The sequence below is a fragment of the Zobellia uliginosa genome (assembly GCF_018860745.1).
Taxonomy (GTDB): Bacteria; Bacteroidota; Bacteroidia; order Flavobacteriales; family Flavobacteriaceae; genus Zobellia; species Zobellia uliginosa_B.
This window is the reverse complement of the sequence record NZ_JAHKPY010000012.1, coordinates 80,202-103,392: the sequence shown is the minus strand read 5'-3', so window position 1 is coordinate 103,392 and position 23,191 is coordinate 80,202. Positions and strand designations below refer to the sequence as shown.

18 protein-coding genes are annotated in these 23,191 nt (G+C 37.1%); 10 read left to right on the top strand and 8 right to left on the bottom strand.

What is annotated here, in order from left to right:
- Nucleotides 1–100: 100 nt before the first annotated feature.
- The gene (locus KO521_RS11785) at nucleotides 101–1,738 is read right to left on the bottom strand and encodes an FAD-binding protein (protein ID WP_215940118.1); all 1,638 of its coding nucleotides are present in this window, start codon (nucleotides 1,736–1,738) and stop codon (nucleotides 101–103) included.
- Between the two features lie 4 nt (nucleotides 1,739–1,742).
- A complete protein-coding gene (locus tag KO521_RS11780) occupies nucleotides 1,743–2,105 on the bottom strand; it encodes a hypothetical protein (protein ID WP_215940117.1) in 363 nt (120 codons plus the stop codon).
- A gap of 657 nt (nucleotides 2,106–2,762) precedes the next feature.
- Between KO521_RS11780 and KO521_RS11775 the strand changes: the two genes are divergently transcribed.
- From KO521_RS11775 to KO521_RS11750, 6 genes are all read left to right on the top strand, one after another.
- The gene (locus tag KO521_RS11775) at nucleotides 2,763–4,697 is read left to right on the top strand and encodes a hypothetical protein (protein ID WP_215940116.1); all 1,935 of its coding nucleotides are present in this window, start codon (nucleotides 2,763–2,765) and stop codon (nucleotides 4,695–4,697) included.
- Nucleotides 4,698–4,699: 2 nt separating this feature from the next.
- Entirely contained in the window at nucleotides 4,700–5,530 is an 831-nt protein-coding gene (locus tag KO521_RS11770) for a DUF2490 domain-containing protein (protein WP_215940115.1), read from the top strand.
- A 30-nt stretch (nucleotides 5,531–5,560) separates the two neighbouring features.
- Nucleotides 5,561–6,406, top strand: a complete 846-nt coding sequence (locus KO521_RS11765) for an MORN repeat-containing protein (RefSeq protein ID WP_215940114.1) — start codon at nucleotides 5,561–5,563, stop codon at nucleotides 6,404–6,406.
- A 176-nt stretch (nucleotides 6,407–6,582) separates the two neighbouring features.
- Entirely contained in the window at nucleotides 6,583–6,789 is a 207-nt protein-coding gene (locus KO521_RS11760; RefSeq protein WP_215940113.1) for a type II toxin-antitoxin system Y4mF family antitoxin, read from the top strand.
- A 1-nt stretch (nucleotide 6,790) separates the two neighbouring features.
- The gene (locus tag KO521_RS11755) at nucleotides 6,791–7,123 is read left to right on the top strand and encodes a HipA N-terminal domain-containing protein (RefSeq protein WP_215940112.1); all 333 of its coding nucleotides are present in this window, start codon (nucleotides 6,791–6,793) and stop codon (nucleotides 7,121–7,123) included.
- Complete coding sequence (locus KO521_RS11750) at nucleotides 7,113–8,045, top strand: HipA domain-containing protein (RefSeq protein ID WP_215940111.1); 933 nt, start codon at nucleotides 7,113–7,115, stop codon at nucleotides 8,043–8,045. Before KO521_RS11755 ends, KO521_RS11750 begins: the two co-directional genes overlap by 11 nt.
- A gap of 159 nt (nucleotides 8,046–8,204) precedes the next feature.
- Here the strand turns inward: KO521_RS11750 and KO521_RS11745 are convergent, their stop codons facing one another.
- Complete coding sequence (locus tag KO521_RS11745) at nucleotides 8,205–10,700, bottom strand: ABC transporter permease (RefSeq protein ID WP_215940696.1); 2,496 nt, start codon at nucleotides 10,698–10,700, stop codon at nucleotides 8,205–8,207.
- A 47-nt stretch (nucleotides 10,701–10,747) separates the two neighbouring features.
- Nucleotides 10,748–11,437, bottom strand: a complete 690-nt coding sequence (locus tag KO521_RS11740) for an ABC transporter ATP-binding protein (RefSeq protein ID WP_215940110.1) — start codon at nucleotides 11,435–11,437, stop codon at nucleotides 10,748–10,750.
- A gap of 22 nt (nucleotides 11,438–11,459) precedes the next feature.
- On the opposite strand from KO521_RS11740, the gene KO521_RS11735 reads away from it, so the two are divergent.
- Nucleotides 11,460–12,200: an arylesterase gene (locus KO521_RS11735; RefSeq protein WP_215940109.1), complete on the top strand. Its 741-nt coding sequence runs from the start codon at nucleotides 11,460–11,462 to the stop codon at nucleotides 12,198–12,200.
- Between the two features lie 12 nt (nucleotides 12,201–12,212).
- Here the strand turns inward: KO521_RS11735 and ggt are convergent, their stop codons facing one another.
- A complete protein-coding gene (gene ggt, locus KO521_RS11730; protein ID WP_252730055.1) occupies nucleotides 12,213–13,952 on the bottom strand; it encodes a gamma-glutamyltransferase in 1,740 nt (579 codons plus the stop codon).
- A 404-nt stretch (nucleotides 13,953–14,356) separates the two neighbouring features.
- Between ggt and KO521_RS11725 the strand changes: the two genes are divergently transcribed.
- Together KO521_RS11725 and KO521_RS11720 are read left to right on the top strand one after the other, a co-directional pair.
- Nucleotides 14,357–15,589, top strand: a complete 1,233-nt coding sequence (locus KO521_RS11725; protein WP_215940108.1) for a tyrosine-type recombinase/integrase — start codon at nucleotides 14,357–14,359, stop codon at nucleotides 15,587–15,589.
- A 112-nt stretch (nucleotides 15,590–15,701) separates the two neighbouring features.
- Nucleotides 15,702–15,890: a transposase gene (locus KO521_RS11720; protein WP_215940107.1), complete on the top strand. Its 189-nt coding sequence runs from the start codon at nucleotides 15,702–15,704 to the stop codon at nucleotides 15,888–15,890.
- A 41-nt stretch (nucleotides 15,891–15,931) separates the two neighbouring features.
- Here the strand turns inward: KO521_RS11720 and KO521_RS11715 are convergent, their stop codons facing one another.
- From KO521_RS11715 to KO521_RS11705, 3 genes are all read right to left on the bottom strand, one after another.
- Entirely contained in the window at nucleotides 15,932–17,446 is a 1,515-nt protein-coding gene (locus KO521_RS11715; RefSeq protein ID WP_215940106.1) for a reverse transcriptase domain-containing protein, read from the bottom strand.
- 415 nt (nucleotides 17,447–17,861) lie between these two features.
- On the bottom strand, nucleotides 17,862–18,578 hold the full coding sequence (locus KO521_RS11710; RefSeq protein ID WP_215940105.1) for a hypothetical protein: 717 nt from the start codon (nucleotides 18,576–18,578) through the stop codon (nucleotides 17,862–17,864).
- A 37-nt stretch (nucleotides 18,579–18,615) separates the two neighbouring features.
- Entirely contained in the window at nucleotides 18,616–21,918 is a 3,303-nt protein-coding gene (locus KO521_RS11705) for an Eco57I restriction-modification methylase domain-containing protein (RefSeq protein WP_215940104.1), read from the bottom strand.
- 291 nt (nucleotides 21,919–22,209) lie between these two features.
- Between KO521_RS11705 and KO521_RS11700 the strand changes: the two genes are divergently transcribed.
- Nucleotides 22,210–23,094: a hypothetical protein gene (locus KO521_RS11700; protein WP_215940103.1), complete on the top strand. Its 885-nt coding sequence runs from the start codon at nucleotides 22,210–22,212 to the stop codon at nucleotides 23,092–23,094.
- Nucleotides 23,095–23,191 lie beyond the last annotated feature (97 nt).

Below are 23,191 nucleotides of genomic sequence, written 5' to 3'. Positions count from 1 at the left end.
AACTGAAAAGGAAAGAAAAAAAGAAGCCTCATCAAAAGGATAGGAACCAAATGATGAGGCTTGATCGGTATGAACTAAAAGTATGGTTTACGAATTATAGCTATGTAATTAAATGTGCGGGCTGTCCGCTTTTATCCAAAGATTCAATAAAATCGTTGGGTACATTATGATACGTTTCCAAACCTAATGTGGAAATAAATTCGTTGGAAAATACATTCGCCATTTTCTCGGAAAGTAGCCAACTTCTGCATTTCATCCATTGGTCTACGTTGTTGCCGTACATGTGGTGGGCTAGATCGGGAAATGCATAGTCCATGCTTTTGCCCCAATGCACGGTAAACGAAATATTTTCAGCTTGCATTGCTTCGATCATAAACCGACCATATTCCTCCAAACTTGGAATTTTATCGGATTTATTCCATTGGATGCCGTCAATCTCAATAACGCAGGTTTTATGGAATTTGGTAAAACCCAAAGTGGCCTCGGTTTGGTTCACGTAGCGCATGGCAAAAATTCCGGGAATAGGATGGTCTTTGGTCATTTTTACCAGTGCGTTCAATGCCCTTTCGGAATCTTCAATGGCAACGCCCATAGAACAGGCAAAAGCAGGGCCTTTGTAGCCGGCATCCCAAAAGGTTTCGTACAGTGTAGCCCTAATTTTTTCTTCGTCTTTGGTAATTTCTGGCAAAATACTTTTTTGCAGGCTCTTTATAAACCACGGAATACTTTTCGGGAATTTCTCACTGAATTTAATCAGCAAATAAATAAGGTCTTTATAAAGCGATTTTTCAATTTTAGTGAACGGGTCCGGGTAGGCCAGGGTGTACTTTTTCTTGTATATGGCCTCCACCACATATTGGTCTTCGTCCACATACGGGTTAATGAAAATTTTATAATGGTACGGTCGGTTAGGTTTTCCGTTTTCATCTACTTCATTGTCAATTTTAAACTCGGAATTCTCAAAGTCCAAAGTTTTGGATAAGGAAAGGGCCAGGTTTTTATCAATTCGTCGCACGTATCTATCCAACAGGAAAAGGTCGTCTGCTTCTAGGGCAACGCCGTGAATAAACCCAAAACTCCCCAAACCCACCAAAGCGGCATTGAAAAGGTCGTCATTTCTAATGACCCTAGCGTTTATACTTTGCGCAAAAGCATCGTTTAAACTGGGTTGGGAATGCCGTTCCAGATACACATTATCTTCAGCATTTGGTCCTGTAATGATGTTCAGTCCTACAATGTAATCCTGTACCGCACCCGTATCAAAAGCGGACCCATGTACACCGGTGGAAATACAACCCGCAATGGTCTGCCCATTACTAGCACCTGTGGTTTTTAAAGATTTACCGTATTCGTTCAATTTTTGCGAAATGCGTTTTATGGTACTTCCGCATTCAAAAAAGAAAATATTGTTATGCGCGTATTCAGAATCGGGGTGCATATCGCCTTCCTCTATTTCAAGGTCTAGATACATCAAATTGTTTTGATGCATATTATCTTTCTGATGCGCAATTTTGGACATGGACCAACGCGAACCGAACGCGCGGAAACCTTCGTTTTCCGTTTCACATTTTTTAATCAATCGCTGCATTTCTTCCGCTGCATCGTTATAGCGCAACACCCTGCTGGGCATAGTGGCTTTGTGTTCGTGACGGGTAATATATTGACGCTTCAGGTCAAAAGCCCCGTTCTCGTGCAGCGTATCCCATTTTCCAACTAATAATTCACTTGTCTTGGCCATAATATTAAAGATCAGGTAGCATACATACATATTTTATCTTCACTTTTCTACGGCTTCCAAAAGTCACTAAGTACAAAAGGTTGCCTCCAAAAGTGTCTGTGAATTCAACCGAAAACAGTTTTCCGGATTCACATTTATCTTTGGGAACTTTGATAATCATACCATCTGTAAGCACGGAGGTTTTTACTACGGCCGTATATTCTCCGTACATTTTATCGCGGTACCAATCTTGGCCTTCCATAGTTTCAGGAGGCATGGGCACGCCGTGTGTGCTTACCAAACGGGTGGTGTAACAAGATTGTAACAATAGTGCGGCAATTAGTGCAATTGCGGTGGAGATATAGACCCTACGTAGTTGAACATTCATTTTTTGGAGTAGTTAGATTGCGACAAAAGTGTGCAATACGTTACATGATGATGTACGGTAGAGGGAATAGTGTTTTCAATTTACGCAGAACACACAGGTGACTTCTGTAATTTTGTATAGACTAACCGATATTTTGTGTAAGTGGTATTTTTTGGTGGGTTTGCAAGGTTTGGCAGAATCCGTTATTTGGTGTGATAGTTGTTTTTGCAATGGTTACATTAGTATCTACAGCTTTTTTATTTCAGTATAATAACCATATCAAAAATTTTGACCTCTATTGCAAATAGGCACATGCCTCTATGGAAGCTCATACTATTTACATATGTTTTTAAGGCGTTGATGTATGTATACTTTGTAATCTAAAAACGCATCTAGCTGTTTATTCAAAAACAAGATTTAATTCTTTTTCTTTCTTAAAGCTGAAATAGTTTACTGACGAACGTAATTTGTATTAATTATTTTCTTTTTTTAAAATTTACTTGATTCCCTATTTATTAAGGTATTATTTTACTGGAACTTGTTGAATGCCTGATAAATCCATAAAAATAGACGTACAGGTTTCCGTATATGTTAAAAAGGCTTCCGCCAAACGTCCATATAGGGCTAAGCTCCGTATTTTACTACCAAGACGAACCAATTATATACCAAAATTGCCGAATGATCTATTTTAAAAAACGGCTTGTTCTTTTAATTTCCCTGGTGTTCCTTTACCATTCGTATGGTCAAGAGAAACAACAATACAATGGCCCGCTAGAAGTTGGCGCCTACAAGGGGAAAGCTGCCTACACCTATGTGGTAACGGAACAAGATACCCTCTACGATGGTGCTTTTCAATTACAAAGTAGCAACCTCAATGCCTTATTGGAAGAAGCGGATACTTCTTTTTTAATGGAAGGCAGGTTTTATAAAGGCACCCCAACGGGACCTTGGCATTTTCAGTTTGGCGAGTTTCAAACAGAAAGTGAAAGTAAGCTTGTAGGTTATGAATACCGCGTATTGGTCAGTGGTCAACAAGAGGAGGGTAGAGGTGCCCTTTCAAAAGGCAAACCCGATGGGAAATGGTCGTATGAAGTAAACCGCATTAAATCCTCAGAAGTAGAAACTACACTTTTTAGTAGTGTCATCAATTTTAAAAATGGCGTGCCCCAACAAAGTTTTCAGATGGAAAACGATAGTACGGTACTCGTGGGCCGCTTTCTAAGAAACGGACTAGCACATGACGAATGGACATCTTACGCATCTAACGACCTAGAAGATACCGAAAACTGGATTTTTGACGAGGGGCTGCTACAAGAAATCAATTGGACTACGGATGGTATATCCAAAAAAATCAGTGTTTTTGCTTCGCATAATTCTTATAAAACCATAGCTCTAAACCAAGGATATATAGACCTTTTAAAAGCAACCATAACTTCTGAAAACTCCGTTGATTTTAAAAGTGATGTTGCCCAGCTGCTAGCCGAGAACGACGGTTACTATGCAAAATTAAACGGCATTCTAAACGAAATGGGGCCAACTGAACTGACTCCGAATTTTAAGGTTAAAGTCCCGTTTTACGAACTAGATGCCCAGCAGAAATCAGATATTGACCAAATTGCCCAAGATTATAAAACGGCAAAATCCATAAGCGATACCCTTTTACATAACAGTCATTTGAATATAGTACGACGCTCCGATGCAGATGCGCAGTATAGATATGAAGTGGTCAAAAAAATAGATGCCGATTTCCTGCAACCGCTCAGTACTTTCGCAAAATACAAGGAGGAAGATATTTTGGAGTATATGGAGCTTCCTAAGCTAATGCAACAACTGTGGCCCTCAGGAAAACCCAGTACGAATATTGAAGTAGTAACCGATAGTACGCAGGCCACTAAAACATTTGTATTGGCCAATACCGGTGAGTTCAATTTTAATGGCAACTCCACAAAAACCGTCGCCGCAATAGCGGAATACGCCAAGCTAAGTTTGCAAGAGCTCATGGAGTCCTTATCCGACCGATTGACGAACGAGGCACGATTACAGGCCCTAAACGGACTAGAAAAAGACTTGATTGCCGAGAACGATACTTTGGTAACGCAAATAGATTCTTTGCTGCCAGCGCTTCCGGTGCTATACAATACGCCGCTGAACAACTTAAAAAAACTGGCGGACAAGTCACTAGGGGAATATGCTTCCCTGAACAACCCCGAGGAGAAATTGGCTTTTGGTAACAAGCTGAAAGTGTGCTTGGATGAATTACAAGAATTAACGGGTGTTCTTGGTGCCCTTCCCGCTACATCCGAGGAAATAAAAATACTGTACGAAGATGCCATTTGGAATCCTTTTATGGCAACGGTGATGCAAGAAGGGGTGAAAAAGAAAGTTACTTCCGCCTACAGCGAAATACTAATTCCGAGTTTTCTAAAACAAGCAACCGAAGTGGATTGTGAGAATGCAAAAAAGCTTACCGAGCAGATTACGCATACCAACGATCGTATGCTGAAACTTAGGGAAGAGGATACCAAAAAACTAGAACGCAAATTGCGTAGGGAGAAGAACCCCAATGAGATTATGAAACTGCTTCATGAGCAATCAACCGCCAAAGAGAACTAGACATGGAAAGCAGAAAAAATAATTTTATTTGGCTCGTAATGTCGCTCTTGGTCGTAACCGGAAGCGTCACAGCGCAAGAAGAGGAAAAAGTATATTTACCGGAATCATCACAATACAAAGACCCGACCACCAAGGTTTGGGTGAATACCTACGGTAAAATAAGAATAGGGAAACGCTTGTTTTGGGATGCACAGACCCATTTTCGTTTTCAAGAAACGGAAGAAACCCCGTTTATTGGTCAAGTTGGACAAATCTATAACCGCCACGCCATCGGGTATATTTATTCTAAAAAGGTGAATTTTAGTTTGGGTGGGGTAGTGCGTATTAATTTTAATACAGATGAGGATTCCGAAGATAGAAACGTGGTTCCCGAATGGCGTATATGGCACCAGTACCAATTTGCACAGCCGTTATATACCGCAATGATCTACCATCGTATCCGAATAGAACATAGGTGGACACAAAGTTTTGTGGAGAACAGTGATTACATCTACAGAAATAGATGGCGTTATATGTTCCGGGCAAAAGTGCCTTTGAACAGCCACAAACTAAAACCAAAGACTTTTTACGTTTCCCCGGAAGCGGAACTGATTATGCAAAGCGGAAAAGAGGTAGTGGGCAGTGCCATGGAAGATTTACGACTGACGACCACTTTTGGTTATATCGCTACCCCAAGACTGACTTTTGCTGCCGGATTAATGTACTCCCAAGGACAGGATTTGGTCAATGCGGGCTATTTTAAACAAACGTGGACGATGCGTTTCCATATGTATTATTCCCCCGATTTCAGAAGGGTGAAAAAGAAATTACCAGAAATCCATTTAGACGATTGACCCGTATTTAAAACGTAAAACCAAGAAACCATGAAAAAGAATATTGCAACTTATGTGATTCTAGCCGCTACCATTGGCTGTTCTTTGTTTTATTTTATAAAATCGAATTCACTTAAAAAACAGTTGGAGGAAGCCCAAGTACAGCAAGGGCAGATTTCCGATGAATTAAGCGAATATGAGAAGTTGGCCATAATAGATTCTATGTTGCTAGAGGGGCAGTATGATTCCGCAATTAAATCGTACACCGCTTCTTTAAAAGTGAGGGAAGAGAATAAAATGGGTATTCCGTTGCGCATTGCTTTGGCCCAGAAGTTGGCGGAAGCAAAATCTGGAACACAGCCCAAAGCAGATTCTGTAAAAGCGGAATTGGATAGTTTGCCAAAACCCGAAATTGCTTCTGCAAGGGAGGTTCGTAAATACGATTCTTTAAACTTTACATTGGAGAAAACCAAAGTACAGTTGGCCCGTTTAAAGAAACAGATGAAAGATAAATCTTCTGGGCAATACCTGAAATTTAAAAGTGCGAAAGGCAATTTAATGCATTATGTAGGTAAGGTGAAAAACGGAAAAGCTAATGGCTACGGGATTGCTCTTTTAGACAGTGGTAGCCGTTACGAGGGGGAATGGTCAGGTAATCAGCGTAATGGCGAGGGTACTTTTTATTGGCCTGATGGGGAATATTACATTGGTGCTTACAAGGAAGATAAGCGAAGTGGATTCGGTACCTACTACTGGCCAAATGGAGAGAAATATGCAGGCGAATGGAAAGATGACAAACGAAGTGGAAACGGTAAATTCTTTGATTCCGATGGCGATTTGGTAGCCGGTGGTGAATGGAGCGATGATAAACTGGTGGAACGGATTAATGATAAGTAAGGTTACTCTTTTAATAAAAAACAAAACCCCGTAAACGATTAGCTTACGGGGTTTTTTTATAGTTAAGTGTTTATATTTTATATGTATTTACATATAAAATGTGAATTTTATTAAAAATTATATGTTTTAGCATATAATTTTGTAATTTTGGGTTATATTATATTTAATTGCATATAATGAAAGAGTTATCCGATTTTGTAAAAGAACGTAGAAAGGAGGTAAACCTTACTCAAGAGGAGTTTTCGGAAAGAGCTGGGGTTGCATTGACCGTAGTAAGGAAAATAGAGCAAGGAAAGACCAATTTGAATCTTGAGAAGGTTAACCAAGTATTAAAAATGTTTGGGCATAAACTTGTTGCTGTTCCTTTAAAAGAGATAGGTTAAAATGAGACAGGCTAAAATATTCTATAATACTATTTTCTGCGGTTTGCTTACGGAAACAGATGGTGGCGATTATACCTTTGGTTACGATCATGAATATACAGAACAATACCCCAATCAGTTTATCACATTTAACCTTCCTGTTAGAAAAGAAAGTTACACAGATAAGCGATTATTTCCGTTTTTTGAGGGCTTGATACCTGAAGGATGGCTACTCGATATCGCTACTAAAAGTTGGAAGATAAACAGAAATGACAGAATGGGACTTTTATTGGCTTGTTGCCAAAATTGTATTGGGGCTGTAAGCGTAGAACCTGTAAATATTAATGATGAGTAAGTGTTTGTATTGTTATGGAGAAATTGAAGATGGAGAAGATTTTCATGAATCTTGTAGTCTTGAATTTTTTGGAACGGAAAAACCACCTAGAATAGAGTACAGCTTAAACCAAATGAACGAGTTGGCTCAACAAGTAGTTCAACGTAGTGTGTCCGTCCCTGGGGTACAACCTAAGCTCTCTATGTCTGTAATGGATGAAAAGGGTAAGGATAGTCGGCTAACCGTAGTAGGAGCATTAGGAGGTAATTATATCTTTAAACCACCATCAAAAAAATATCCTGAAATGCCAGAAAATGAACATTTAACGATGAAATTGGCAAATCTGTATACTATTAATGTTGTACCGCATTCATTGATACGGTTGGCCTCAGGAGAACTCTCGTACATTACAAAGCGAATTGACAGGACTAAAGATGGAAATAAGATTCATATGTTAGATATGTTTCAGATTACGGAGGCTTTTGATAAGTATAAAGGATCAATGGAGAAGGTTGGTAAAGCTATCAATTTATATGCTGAGAACACACTACTAGATATGTTACGATTTTTTGAGTTGACCATCTTTAGCTTCTTAACAGGAAATAACGATATGCATTTAAAAAATTTCTCTATGATTAATACGTCGTCTGGTTGGGCCTTATCTTCCGCATATGATTTGTTAAACGTTGCTATTTTAAACCCTGAAGATACTGAGGATATGGCATTGAGTATTGCCGGAAAAAGGAGAAAATTCAAAAAGCAGCATTTTGTAGATTTTGCTTTCGGACTTGGTTTAAATAAAAAACAGATAGCTAATGTTTTTGCGCGTTTTCATAATTCTAAAGATGCTGTAATCCATTTAATATCAACTTCTTTTTTAAGTACTGAAATGCAGAATTTATATGTTGACGTTTTTCTAAATAGATTAAGTGAAATTGAATAGTTAACAGAAATTTTAGGCGATGTGTTTCGATATAAATTTCTTTAACAAAGTAAACAAACCCCATAAGCTTCTAGTTTATGAGGTTTGTTTTGTGCTATGCTTTCGTTTGTTAGCATCTTCGGAATAAGAGAAATGGCTCATCCCCAAAAAGCTACTTAATTATCCTTCTTTTCGTAACACCGCCAAAGGCGAACTTCTTAATACCGTTTGAATATTACTGAGACCGATGGCCAATACCAGTAAGGTAATCCCTGGTAGGAACACCACAAACGGAATAAATGACGGCGCAAAAGGTTCCTTAAAAATAAATATGGCCAAACACAGGCTGCTTATCAAGGCGAGAATAATCCCGACTAAACTCCCCAGTAGACCTAAAAACACATATTCCAAAGCGGATATCTTTAAAATCTGTTTGTTTTTCGCGCCCAACGTACGGAGTAGTACGCTTTCTTTGATGCGCTGGTATTTACTTGTTCTAACGGAGCCAATAAGTACGATAATGCCCGTAAAAATGCTAAAAAACGCCATAAAATTGATGACCCAGGATACTTGGTCCAGTATGTCTTCTAGTAAGGTAGAAACCTGCCGTAAATCTATAATGGTCACATTTGGAAATTTAGCGACCAAATCCCGCTGCAAAAGTGCCGAGCCTTTTTCGTCCGGAATAGTACTGGTAAAAACATTGAACTGAGGCGCTTGTTCCAAAACACCCTTAGGGAATACCACGGAGAAATTAAGCTGCATTTGCGCCCAATTCACTTCGCGTATACTACCCACCGTAGTTTCCATCAAAACCCCCTGCACGTTGAATACCACAGGGTCGCCAATACTCAGTTTTGCATCTCTGGCCAAATTATCTGAAATAGAAATAATTACAGGCTCGCCTTCCTTTATTTCTGGAGCCCATGTGCCTTCCAGCAAATTTTCAGAAGGAGTAAGGGAATCGCGGTAGGTGGTTCTAAATTCATGATTGAGAATCCATCTGCGCAATTGGTGTGTGGTATCTTTTCGGAGTTCGCTTACGGATTTTCCATTGATATTTTGCATTCGCATGGTCACCAAAGGTATATTGTTGAGTACTGGAAAACCTTTGCCGTTTATAGTTTGTGCAACCGAATCACGTTGTTCCGGCTGAATATCCAAGATAATTATGTTGGCAGCTTCTGAAGTGTCTCCAAGTTCTGTTTTAGCCAACAGTATGTCTTTGGTAAAATATAAGGTGCTTATCAAGAACGTTCCCAAACCAATGGCAACGACCAAGACCACCGTTTGGTTATTGGGTCTGAATAGGTTGAGTAAACTTTGCCGTGCCGTAAAACTCCAATGCTTTGGAAAAAAACGTTTCACCATCTTTATAAAAAGTGTAGCTACAAGGGCTAAAACTGCAAATGTAATTAGAGTGCCACCAACAAAGGCCAAAGCATACATCGCATCTCTAATCAACCAAAAGGAAAATAGAAACAAGAATATTAGAATAGCCCCAAATACCATTGCTCGTATGGATTGTGGCTCTTGAGACGAATTTTCATCAACCCGTAGCACATCTAAAGGCGATACGTACCAAGTTCTTAGCAAGGGAAGCAGTGCAAATAAAACGGACATAAAAAGCCCAAGCAGCACACCAATAATCAAGGGTTGAACGCTAATCGTAATTTCAAGGTCGAAAGGTAAAAATTCTTTAAGCAAATACGGAAACAATTCTTGTATACCAATACCGATTAATGATCCAACGAGACCACCAATAGCTCCTATTCCGGCAATCTGAATCAAGAAAATCAGAAAACTCTGAAGTCGGGAAGCACCCATACATTTTAGAATCGCAATGGCTTTCAGTTTTTCCTTGATGTAAATATGTACTGAACTGGCAATACCGATACACCCTAAGAGTAAAGCGATAAAGGCAGCTAAGTTCAGAAACTTGCCCACATTGTCATAACGCCTACCCAAACGGTTCGTAGTGCTCGTGTGGGTGTCCAAATCGGCATTTTCCAATTCCAGTTCGGGCTCCAGATTGTCTTGCAGTCTTTTTAGATTGACCGTATCTTGAACCTTATAGAAGTATTGATATTCTTTTCGACTTCCAAATTGTAGTAATTTCGTTGCCGCTATATAGCGATAAGGAATGATGACCGGAGGCGCCACCGAAGTTGAAATTGCAGTGCTGCCCGGAATGGCTTTTAGCGCACCCGCAATAGGAATCGTTAGTTCTCCTATTTTTATAGAATCGCCTTGCTTCATATTAAATTGTAGCATCAGCGTAGCATCTACCAATGCACCACCTGTTTCTTGATAGGTAGTGGATACGTCAGAAGGCTCAGTCTCTATTTCCCCATAAAAAGGAAAATCGCCTTCTAGTCCGCGTACTTTTACCAATTTAGTGCCGCCGTTCTTAGGGAAAACGGCCATAGAAACAAAGTTGACTTCCTGTGCATCGGGCTGTAATGAATCGATAATCGCTTGTGCTCGTTCCGTTGGTATTTGTTTGGAATCAATTTTAAAATCGGCCCCCATCAAAGCTTTTGACTGACGCTGAATATTGTCCTTTAAATTTGTGCTGAACAACTGAATGGAAACGACCGCTGCAATGCCCAGAATAATGGAGGCCATGAACAGGAGCAATCGTACTTTGCTGGCTTTGGCATCGCGCCACGCCATTTTAAAAAGCCAAGGAGCCTGTATGTTTTCGTTAGATGTAGCGTTCTTCAAAATGCGGTAGTAGGTTGATTGGTTACTATTTTTCCGCCTTTAAGCTTCAATATTTGCTGGGTGCGGTTGGCTAATTCCATATCGTGCGTGATGATGACCAATGTTGTTCCGTTTTCTTTATTTAAATCCAGTAGCAGCTGAATCACCTTTTCACCGGTTTCGGTATCCAGATTTCCCGTAGGTTCATCAGCAAACAGGATGGAAGGAGAATTTGCAAAGGCCCTGGCCAACGCCACACGTTGCTGTTCGCCACCTGATAACTGTGAGGGATAGTGATGTAAACGGTCTTTTAAACCTACTTTTTCCAATAAATCAGTGCTTTTCCGTATCGCATTTGCAGCACCTTGCAACTCCAAAGGCACGCTTACGTTTTCAAGGGCCGTAAGCGTGGGCAACAGTTGAAAATTCTGAAATATAAAACCCACTTCCTTATTACGTAACTGGGCGCGCTCGTCTTCATCTAAGGTATTTAAATCTTGTCCGCATAACTCTACAGAACCTGCATTTGGCGCATCTAACCCCGCACATAAACCCAGTAAGGTTGTTTTGCCACTTCCCGAGGGTCCTACGATTGAAAAAGTCTGTCCTTTCTCAACATCAAAAGTAATGTCGTGCAAAACTGTTAATTGCTTGTTACCGCTTGTGTAGGTTCGCTCCAAACCGGTAATCTTTAATATCTTTGACATGATTTTAATTTAAATACCATTTATGTTCAAGCCGCATAATAAAGATTTCCGTTCTAAATTACCAGTGTCATTGGAGCGGAAACTCATAAAGTTTAGTTATTTTTTTATAGCCCTGTTTCTACTTTCCTGTGGCGAGACTAAAAAAGAAAAAACGAACGAGGTCCAAAATTCTTCAGAACAAACTGAAACGGCGGTAACGCCCCATACTGAAACGAAACGTATTCTGTTTTTTGGAGACAGTATTACCGCCGGCTATGGTCTTGATGATACCGATGAAGCTTACCCGGCCGTTGTGCAGGAAAAGATAGATTCTTTAGGTTTGGATTATACGGTAATTAATTCAGGGGTGAGTGGCGAAACCACTGCTGGAGGTAGAAGCCGAATAGCTTGGGTAGTGAAACAAGACCTTGATATTTTCGTATTGGAACTCGGTGCCAATGACGGCCTTCGTGGTGTAGATTTAGCTGAAACCCGCTCAAATCTACAAGCCATAATAGATGTGGTTCGAGCTAAAAGTCCGGCTATAAAAATCGTTCTTGCCGGTATGCAGTTGCCTCCCAATATGGGCCAAGAATACACCACCGAATTCAAACAACTCTTTGAAGACATCGCCAAAAAGAATGACATCGCTTTCATCCCTTTTATCTTGAAAGATGTTGGTGGTATTGCCTCGTTGAATCAAGCTGATGGTATTCACCCTACTATTGAGGGGCACAAGATTGTGGCAAATACGGTATGGGAAGTTTTACAACCGTTATTGTAAAACTTGGTTTAATTAATATCCCGCTGCCTGACCATCTTTTCTGGATTCTGAAGCGCCAAAATAAACGCCTCTTTCTGCATCGTAAAGGATGGCCTGATAACCGCCGTAGTAACCGCCAAAACCTACTTTGTGTCCCATAGACATTAATTTTCTGATTTCATCAAATTCAAATCCGCTTTCAAGCAAAATTTCGCCTTTTCCTTTTGAAGGCTCACCAACGACTGAAGAAGAACCAATATGTTCAAACCTGGGTGCATCACCTGCCTCCTGTACATTCATTCCAAAATCGATAATATTCATAAGAATCTGCACATGACCTTGAGGCTGAAAATCACCACCCATAACCCCAAAACTCAGAAAAGGCTTTCCCTCTTTGGTTACAAAACCGGGTATGATGGTATGAAAAGGACGTTTGCCCGGTTCGTAGGAATTGGGTTTGCCAGGTGTTAACGTAAAAGCCTCGCCACGGTCTTGAAGCATAAATCCTAATTTAGGTGGTACCATGCCCGAACCCATACCTCTATAATTACTTTGTATAAGCGAAACCATATTCCCGTCTTTGTCGGCTACCGTCAAATAAACGGTACCTGTATGGTCTACTTTGCCACTTTCGTAGGCACCTGATTTTTTAGGATTTATTAAATCTCTACGTTCGGTCGCATAGTCTTTAGATAGTAGCTGTTGCACAGGTATGGAAGAAAAACTGGGATCGGCATAATACTTTGCCCTGTCTTCGAAAACCAATTTTTTGGCTTCGTTTACAATGTGTAAGTGTTGGGCGCTACCGTAATCAATAGCGCTAAAATCATACCCTTCTATAATGTTCAGCATTTGGAGTGCTGCAAGACCTTGACCATTGGGTGGTAGTTCCCAAACATCATACCCCCTATAGTTGGTAGAGATGGGTTCTACCCATTCGGAATGGTGCTCACTAAGGTCATCATAAGAAAGAAAACCGCCTTGTTCTTTAATAAAAGTGGAAATTACTTTAGCAATGTCTCCTTTGTAGAAAGCATCTCGGCCTTGCTTCGCAATTGTTCTGTAGGTATTTGCCAAATAAGGATTTTTAAAAATATCTCCCTTTTTAGGGACAGTTCCATTATTCGTATATGTTTCGGTAACATTTGGATACTTTTTACTGTAGTACGTGACCGACTTTAGGTAATAGGCAATAAGTTCGGTCTCAGGAAATCCGTTTTCAGCATACTGAATCGCGGGATTTAGAATTTCGGTCATTTTTAATTTTCCGAATTTCTTATGAAGTTCAAACCAACCATCCACACAACCGGGCACGGACACAGGCAACGGTCCTGTGGAAGGTATTTTTTCTAAATCATTTTTCTTGAAGTACTCCAGTTTTAGGCTTTTTGGCGAGCGTCCGCTAGCGTTTAGACCGTGTAGTTTTTGGTTTTTTTCATCCCAAATGATGGCAAATAAATCTCCTCCAATTCCACTTCCTGTGGGTTCCATGAGTCCGAGTGCGGCATCAACAGCAATGGCCGCATCTATGGCCGTACCTCCTTTTTTGAGAATATCCAATCCTATTTGTGTAGCCAGTGGGTGACTGGAGGCAACCATTCCGTTGGTAGCGATAACCTCTGAACGGCCAGCAAAATTTTCCCCTGTAATTCTATCTTGTGCGTAGGCAATATTACCGGACCATAAACCTATTAGAACTATGCCTAATAGCATATTCATGCTTCCTGTACCGATACCCTTTTTATAGGTTGCTGTTTTAAAAAAATCTCTCAAAATCCGATTGTTTTTGATTAGTATACCACCGCCATATTTTTATAGGGCATCATGTTTCTAAAAATAATACTTTCTACTAAATAATTGGTATGGTATTTTTAAGCTGTTCTAATCGCCTGAATTTTTCAAAATGTGACATTAAACTAGTTGAGTTTTTTACGGCAGTATCGTTTTTATTTGAAAATAAAAAACCCCGTAAACAAAGGGTTCACGGGGTTTAAATGTGGAGCCGGAGGCTATTCTTTCTTATAGTTTTAGATATTCAATTTTAATGTGTATGTTTCTAAAAAACAGTTGATTAGTTCTGTTTTTTATGTCTGTTTATAACTTTTTTTAGTATACAGATATAACATTTTTGTCAACGATTTTGTCAACGCATTAATTAATTGAATTTTTTAAAAATTATGAAATATTCTTTTTACCTCAGAAAACCCAAGTCCAAAACCGAAACCTTGATTATGTTTTCCTGTTACTTCAATCAGGAAAAAAAGAAGTTTGTGTACTCTACGCAAAAATCAATTTTACCGGAGCATTGGGATTTTGATAATAAATGGCCCTATAGAACAGGTAGGAATGTTTCTAGAAGTTTAGGTAAAATTTTGAAGCGGTTAAGAGACTTTGAAGACGAGTTTGATACAATCACTTCTCAATGGGAAAGAAGTGAAGAAGCCTTTGATAGTATCCTGTTAAAGGAACATTTTGATAAGATTTTTCAAAGAGTAGATACGGCTAGCTCTTTTTTTGAAGTATATGATAAGTTTACAGAAGAGAAAACAAAGCTGAAAGAGTGGAAAAAGTCTACCATCAAACGCTATACTAACATTAAAAATCTACTTCAAGAATTTGAGCAAGTTTATAACTATAAACTTACATTCAGTAAAATAAATAAAACCTTTTTCACGGACTTCACGGACTTTTGTTACGAGTATAAAAATCATTATACGAACACTTTCAGTAGAAATGTGGGGCTTTTTAAGACTTTTATGCTATGGTCGTACAGAAATAATTATTCGTATAATAACACTTTCAATACTTTCAAAAAACCGCAAAGGGTATTGACAAGAGAGGAAGTTTTAACTCTAGATCAAATTATTGAATTATATAAAACTCCAGTAGGTACTTTTCATCTAGAGAAGGTTAGAGATGCCTTTGTTTTTCAATGCCTGACAGGTATGAGATATGGAGAGTTAAAACTAATAAACAAGAGGGTTGTTACTGCATCAAATTGTATTATGTTGAAAGAAGAGAAGAATACTACCAAAGCTACTCGTCTTATTCCTATGTCGCAAATTGCGATTGACATATTAAAAAAGTATGATTATCGACTCCCTTTAATTTCCAATCAAAAGCAGAATGATGCTATAAAGGTGGTTATCCAAAAGATGGGATTTGATCATGATGTAGAATATTCAAGAACTAAAGGTGTGGTCCAAGAAAGGTTTGTAAAACCTTTTTATGAGCGCATTTCGACACATACTGCCAGAAGGAGTTTCATTACCATAATGCGTAACAAAGGTATTGCAGACAAAACTATTATGAGTATTAGTGGCCACACAGATATAAAGTCATTTAATCAATATCATCAGGTGGATAATACAGCTCGAATTACCGCAATTAATTCAGTTTTCAATATTTAATTATATGTTTTAACATATAGAAACTTAATAATATATATAATTATGAAGGCTTCCCTGTTTTTGAAGGCTTCCCTGTTTTTCAAACAGTTTAAAAATCAACTATTTTTAGATTATGAAGAAAAGCAGATTTACCGAAGCACAGATAGTATCTATGCTCCAACAGTACGATTCAGGAATGAAGGTCACCGACATCTGTCGTGACAAGGGTATAACCACAGGTACCTTTTATAGCTGGAAGCGCAAGTACGGCGGTATGGATACCCAACAGTTAAAGGAACTCAAGTCTTTACAGTTTGGTTAAGTTTATAAGTTAGATTAATACTTCAATAGTACTCCTAAACCTTATATTTTCGGGGAATTGTCAAAATTAAAATTTGTACTGTACTTCTTTAGTATGAGCATATGACGTCTTAGCTGCCTTTTTATTTCCGGAGCCTCCATAATATCAGATGCTCGATATGCGTATTTAACAAAATTACCTCTGTACTTCCGTGAGTAGTTTTTTTTGATAAGTTTACCTTCCTCAAAAGTGATTTTTATAGCAGGGGTTTTTCTCGATTTAATACCTTTAAAACTATAGAGTCTATATATTTTTCTTTTAAAAATAATAGCGTCTTCAGTAAGTTGTTTTTCTTGAACAGCTTTAACTCGCTTAGCTTTCATAGCAATGCTTTCTTTCATTTCACGATAAAATCTGCTAACATTAGCAGATTTAATTAAAGTTTTGTGTCCATAAAAATCAAAGCCGAGATATTGTAAGTACGAATTTGGAATGATTTGTTCGTTTTTGATTTTGAAACACTCCAACCGATTATTAACAGTTTTAAAATTAAACTTTTCGGTCTTAGCTTTGGAAATCGTTAGTTTAATTTTAGATATTTCATCCCTAACTATTTTTTCCGCCAAATCTAAATCGTCGTTATGGCATATTAAAACTAAATCGTCCGAGTACCTCCTGTAGTAGCAATTTCGTAACCTGACTAGTTTGTTAACGATGTTTTTATCGAAAGGAAGCATATACAAATTTGCTAGCATTGCGCTAATAGGTAGTCCTTGAGGAATCCCGGAGATCATCCCTTCTCTTTTCTTTTGATTTTTATATACCTGAATTCCAGTCTCCTTAAAATCTTGATAATTTCCGAAAAATTGAAATTTCCCTATATTTTTAAGGTTACTAATGTTTTTTTCGTTTAAATTTCCTTTGCGTCTCTCACGCAAATCATCATAAAAAAAATAGCTGAAATTTGTTATTGATTTAAATACGGTGTAATGATCTCGGGGCAGGCTTTTTGTACCTAATATGTGACACCATATATTTTTTAATTGACTATGATTTAATGAGGGGAAGAAATTTTCTATGTCAAAGGCTAAAACAGAGCAATCTTTTCTATCCTTAATTTCATCAAAGACTTCTTTTGCGAAGTCTACATTGTATTTAAAGCGCACTTTATCATCACTGATAATTTGTCTGTAAGCAGTGACGCTTGAATTTAATTCGCTATCGATTTCTAGGTATTTCTCGTATTTTAATTGAATGATTTTGTGGGAGTAATAAGAATAAATATGAGAATCAATGTGCGTAGCATACATTATGGGGCGCACTTTAGAATTAGATGTAATTTGCCCTTTGTCATCTACGGCTTTATGCGATTTCCGATTTAAATCTTGAGAATATTTATATCGTCTTGTGTCTGTTTGTTTTAAAATGAAAGGTGAAAATTTATGCTTTTTAACTTTATCAGGATTGGAGATATAATTAAAGACTTTTTCTTTATCTCGTTTACTAATTCTATTAGTTAAATGAAGATAACCGCGGTCTTTAAACCAGTCCTTTTTAGTTGAAGGTATGTTGTGCATAGACTAAAAATAAGGAAGCTCTCAAAGCTAGTTAACTAAAAGTACATAACACTAAATAAAATTAGTTGTACCACTAACCGAATTCTCGGTTCACTTTTTGTTGTTACGGTTCTTGATGCAACAGTTAATAGAAGTCATAATGTCATCGCTTACCTTAAGGTTCCTAAATATGAAGAAACACTACCAGAAATCGCTGTATGCCTTAATTCTGCTGTCTATACCAATAGTAGTAAATGTTGAATCCATCGATGGAGTTGACATTTACTTGGAAATGGTACGCTAAAATCAATCTACGTATTTATTATCCCCTTAAATTACTAAAGGTCTGATTGATTGGAGTTTTACCTCACCACGGTACAGTAGATGTTACTTTTAAATGTAAAGAGCTTCCTATTTGCTTTCAAATTTAATGAATTTAACTTTTATCTTTCGATAATGGTACAATTCCATTTTTTATGGATTGGTAAATTCGCAAGTCGTCCGTTAGAAATTCAGCGGGTAAATATTCTTCCGAAAACTTTTCTTGATATGCATTATACCATGTAATTTTATATAATTCTTTCGAACATTCACGTTGTATTTTACCGTCTTTTTGATTGTAAATATTTTTTTGATCGTTTGGTTTAAAACCACTCAATACAAATGCAGGAGAGGTATGGGTCATCGTTGTTTTAGTTGTTGAATTACGATCGTGACCGGCTGTCTTAAATTTTTTTCTTTTTTCTAACTTATAGGTTTTAAAAAAAACTCTTTCACCAAATTTGTATTTAGCTATGGAATATTTAGAAGTTTCTTCTGACAGTATTACGTGATTATCTTGAAGTTTTTCATCATTGTTATGGAAAACTATATCTTTAAGTGGTATTAAAAAATCATGATAAACATATTTTTCTTCAAATATCATTCTATGTTGATTGAAATAGGTACATAGATACTTGACATAATCCGCAATTTTTGCATCTTCTTTCTCTTTACTAAATAATATTTTCTTTTTCTCAATGTGAATCTCTTTAATACACATAAAAGGAGGGATTTGATTTACGTATGCGTCTATCTCTCCATTAGGTTGAAATGCCAACGGGTGAGACTTTAACGTAACTACATCTCCTATCTTATAAGTATCTTCGTTCATGGTCTGGTAAATTTTATTAATTACATTGTATATTTTATTAACTATTCTCCACAATTTTAATTTCCTCCTCAGTCAACCCATACAACTCATAAACCATTGCATCAATCTCTTTCTCAGTTTGGTTTATTTGAGCTTGCAACTCTTCGGCTTTCTTTTTGTTTTCCTCAAAGAGCTCGATCCATTCAAACTCATCTTTTTTAGAAAGTGGTAGAATAACCTCGTAAGGTGTTGTTTCTTTACCAGCTTCTCCTAAATTAATAACGGCATCTTTAGCACGTTGATTATTAGTGGCTTTTATGGCTTTGTTTAGCTCTTTAATGAAGTTGTTGAAATCTAAATCGTGCCAGTTTTCAAGTTTTCGAGAAAATTTTAGTAATGAAAATTTAAAAGATATATAAGACACAAATTTCTTAATTAGGTTACTTAAATTTTTATTTAATCCTGAAATATTAACGACCGATTCTTCCAGTTCCTCTGTTATCCGATCATTAAAAAGTGGGAGTGGAAAATGTTTGATGTGGACATAACTAGGTTCATAATAACCACCACGTAATTTTGGTAGGTTCATTTCAAATAGAAAACTAAAAACACTACTGTTCATCACCCCAAGTAATGCTTGGTCTTCAATTGGAATAATGAAACATTTTTGGTTCGTATAAAAGTTCTCATTGTCAAGGCAAAAACTAGGTTCATTACAAATATTAGGGTAAATTATTTTTCCTCTTTCAAACTCTTTATAATAATCAATGCTATCCTGAATTTCGTACCATTCATATGTGCCCATTTTCCGGCCTTGCCAATTTCCTTTCCAATCTTTTGGTTTTGGCTCTAGGCGTTTCCTAAATGTCTCTAGATAAGATTTGACGGCGGGATAATTATCAATATCAATTCCACGTCTAGTGAAGATTACATAGGTATTGTTAAATTGAATTGAATATTTATTGATGTTCCTTCCAGCAAGAAAAGGTTTGATAATTTCACTACTAGACTGATGTTCTTGTATTAGCCTTTTTTTGGTGGATTCATTTATAACAAACGCCTCATTCATTCCTGTTACGATACCTCTTCGAATAATACCTTTTGTATATGAATGTAATGTAGATTTGGTACTGTTTAATTTTTTCAACAGATTTGCTTGATTCTTATTAACTAGACTCCAAGAATCTTTAGTTAAGTCAATTTGATCTACATAATACTTCTTTGATAATACATAGTCATTTAGACTAAAAAAGTTTAAATTTTCAACTGTCGTAACTTCAATGTCTTTTTTAACTTCAGAGTTCTCTAATGTTATTATACAAGGATAAGCAGATGCATCTGAAAAAACAGGTAAATCGCCAAAATCAATTATTTCATTAACCTGAACTTTAAGCATCCAATTTCTTAATTCTTCTGCATATGAAACTTTTAACCACTTGTTTGCTACTATGATACTGAAGAGGCCATTGTTTTTTAAAATATCAATTCCCTTTTCAAAGAAATAGACATACAAATCAGCCTGGCCATGATAAACCTCATAGTTAGAGTCCAAGAATGGCTTAATTTCAGTAAAAAGTTCGTGTCTGACATATGGTGGATTCCCAATAACAACATCAAAACCACCTTTTTTAAACACTTTAGAAAAAGCGGTTTCCCAATGAAATGCCTTATCTCCGGCAACACTTTTACTATCTATTAGGCTATTGCCACATTTTATGTTACTGCTTAAATCATTGAGCTTGCGTCGTGGTTGTGCGGTACGTAACCAAAGGGATAGTTTAGCAATCTCCACTGATTCTTCATTAAGGTCTACACCATAGATATTATTCTCTAATATGGTATTCTCAATATCCGGAAATTGGAATCCACCACCCAGAACCTTGGTTTTAAGCTCATCTATATATTGATGCTCCTTTATGAGATAATCAAGGGCTTGATTCAGAAATGCGCCTGAACCACAAGCAGGGTCACAAATAGTTATTTCTAGTAACCAATCACGGTAGGTATCAAGGATGGTTATAAGTTTTTCAATGGTAGATTTGTTTCGGTTTTTACGTCCTTTAAAATATTCTTCTTCGGCAAAACCTAGTGTTGTTTTCTTTTCATTACATAATTTACCTACGGTATTTTCTACAATATATTTGGTTATGTATTTTGGGGTATAGAAAACACCATCTTTTTTACGCTTACTAGTTTGTTTGTCAAAATTGCCACCTTCAATTTCGGCATTGATACTCTCAATTTCATTTAACGAGTTTTCAAAGATGTGACCTAGAATGTTCACATCTACCTGGCTCTCAAAATCATAGTTAGATAGTTTTAGCGCATATTTATGCAACATTTCACTATCTATTTCTACAGCATCTAAAATAGCATCAGGTTTAAAGAGTCCGCCATTGTATGCGTAGATTTCAGAACGTTTCTCTGTTCCCTTTCGCCCTAGGTCTAAATAATTAAAATACTGCTTAAAAAGGTCGTATAAGTGGCGTTCATCACCAAAATCCCAATCGTCCTTCCATTTGTTCAGTATTTGTAGCGTAGAGTTAGAGGGTAATAGCATTCTATCTTCGGCAAAAAAGATAAAAAGAAATCTATCAATCAGTTTTTGAGATTTCTTGAACAAGGTTAATTTTACGTTTTTCTCAAGCCGTAAAATATCTTCTTGGTTTTCAGGAAGTGTTGCCCCACTTAACTTTGCCTTTACTGTCCTAGCATTTCTTTTAACCAGGTCACGATAAAGTTCTCTTTTGAATAAAGAGTAATCTTTGTAAAAGTCCTTTGTAATCTGTTCTTCTTCTACAATTGAAGCTTCCTTAATTTTTAAGGGAACGTTTTTAAGCACTTTGTCTATGTGAAGACATAAATAAAGTAGTTGGAACCGCTCTTGAGAAAGTGCAAATAAATCAAACTCTTCAAATTCCGTAGCATCATTAATGTAAAACCGTAATTTTTCAAAGTTGGAGGTTACCACATACACGCATCCTTTTTGATTTGCTTTATAGTCAAAGGCTTGTCTACGTATACTTTCAAGGTCCTTTGTTTTGGTGCCTTTTAACTCAATGACCCCAATTGCTAACCCGTCTTTAAGAATAGCACCATCTGCCTTACGAGCGTTTTTCTGATTTTTGAACTCTGTGGTAAGGTTAGGGTTGGGGCTAGGAAACAAAGTATACCCCAAAATATTCACAAAGAGCTCATTTAAGAAAGTTGCTTGGTACTGCTCTTCTTTAGCGCTTTTTATGTTTTCTTGAATCGTGGTGTTCCAGAAATATTTTTGATACTTTTTATATGCTTTTTCAACTTCTGAGGAGTCAAGTAGTGCAAGGTGTGATTTAAGAACTGAAGACTGAAATAAGGCCATGAATTATAAAATTGAGCTTGGTTTTCGAAAGTAACGGAAGAATGAGAATAAAAAGAAACTTTTTTCTCACAAGTTATACATTTATATAATTCTATAATTACAGAAATCTGTAACATAAAAAAACTTTTATTTAATCCAGATTATAAGGAAGTTTTGTAGGTAAAAGCTTATGATTTTTTGTAAATATCTTAAGTGTATATTGATCAATTATAGAAAAATTATTATTTTTAGGATAAAGTACTTCCCCCCATCAGTTCCCCCCCATCAGTTTTTCAACTAAAATCAAGTGATATGAAAGATGTATTTCTCTTTTGTACGTTTTCGTTATGCGTTCAAATGATATTCGCTCAAACCACTCCCAAATCCAGCAGTAATTCTCTAAGCGGGACCAAAAACACAAAGCTTCTATTTGTCAAAGAAAGTGACACTATTGCTTTGATTAAAAATAGTAGTCATGAGTTTACGACCATGCTCTCTAAATCCTTTACTTCACAAGTCAGAGTAAATGGAGATACTGATAGGGTTCCTGTTATAAAAGGCTATAAAACAACCTACCTCTATGAAAAAAAAGGTAAAGCATATTTTAAATATTGGAGATTTAGAGAAGCTACATCATCGGCCTTTAATACATATAATTCTCCTGATGCATCTGACCCTACAAAAGAATATATATTCTCGATGGACGTAAATGAATATGAGAATATTACAAGGCAAATTTATAAACGTTTTAAGGGGTTTTCAGCAGGGGCTTACACAGTTCCTTTTAGATTAAGAGGGATTGGTGGAGATGATAATTTCGACTTTGAATCGAGTCTCTCTCTTCAGGCCAATTTTATAGTGGGGTTCGGTTCAAAATATAATAAAGAATCTTGGTTTGATGCCTCTTTTGGTCTGGGGTTAACAGAGATTAACCTTACTGAAAAAAATAGTGATGTTGCGGCACCTAGAACTGCATCGGCCTTTACCTTTTCCTTTGGTGGCGTAATTAAAGCAGCCCAATTTGTGAATGTTGGTATATTTATCGGGATGGACAATTTGGGTAGAGCGGATAGTGATGTCAATTGGAGATATGAAGGCGACCTGTGGGTTGGTATGGGGATTAATGTAAGTTTTAATAAACTCACAACAAATTCTTCGCCAAAAGCAACTGAGCAGAATGTAGAAAAAGTAAAATAAAGTTTGGACCCATTTAGCGGAATTATAGATACATTGAAATGTTGCATGAGGAAGGTATCTCTAATACTTTTTAAATAGCATATGTAACCTTAACTGA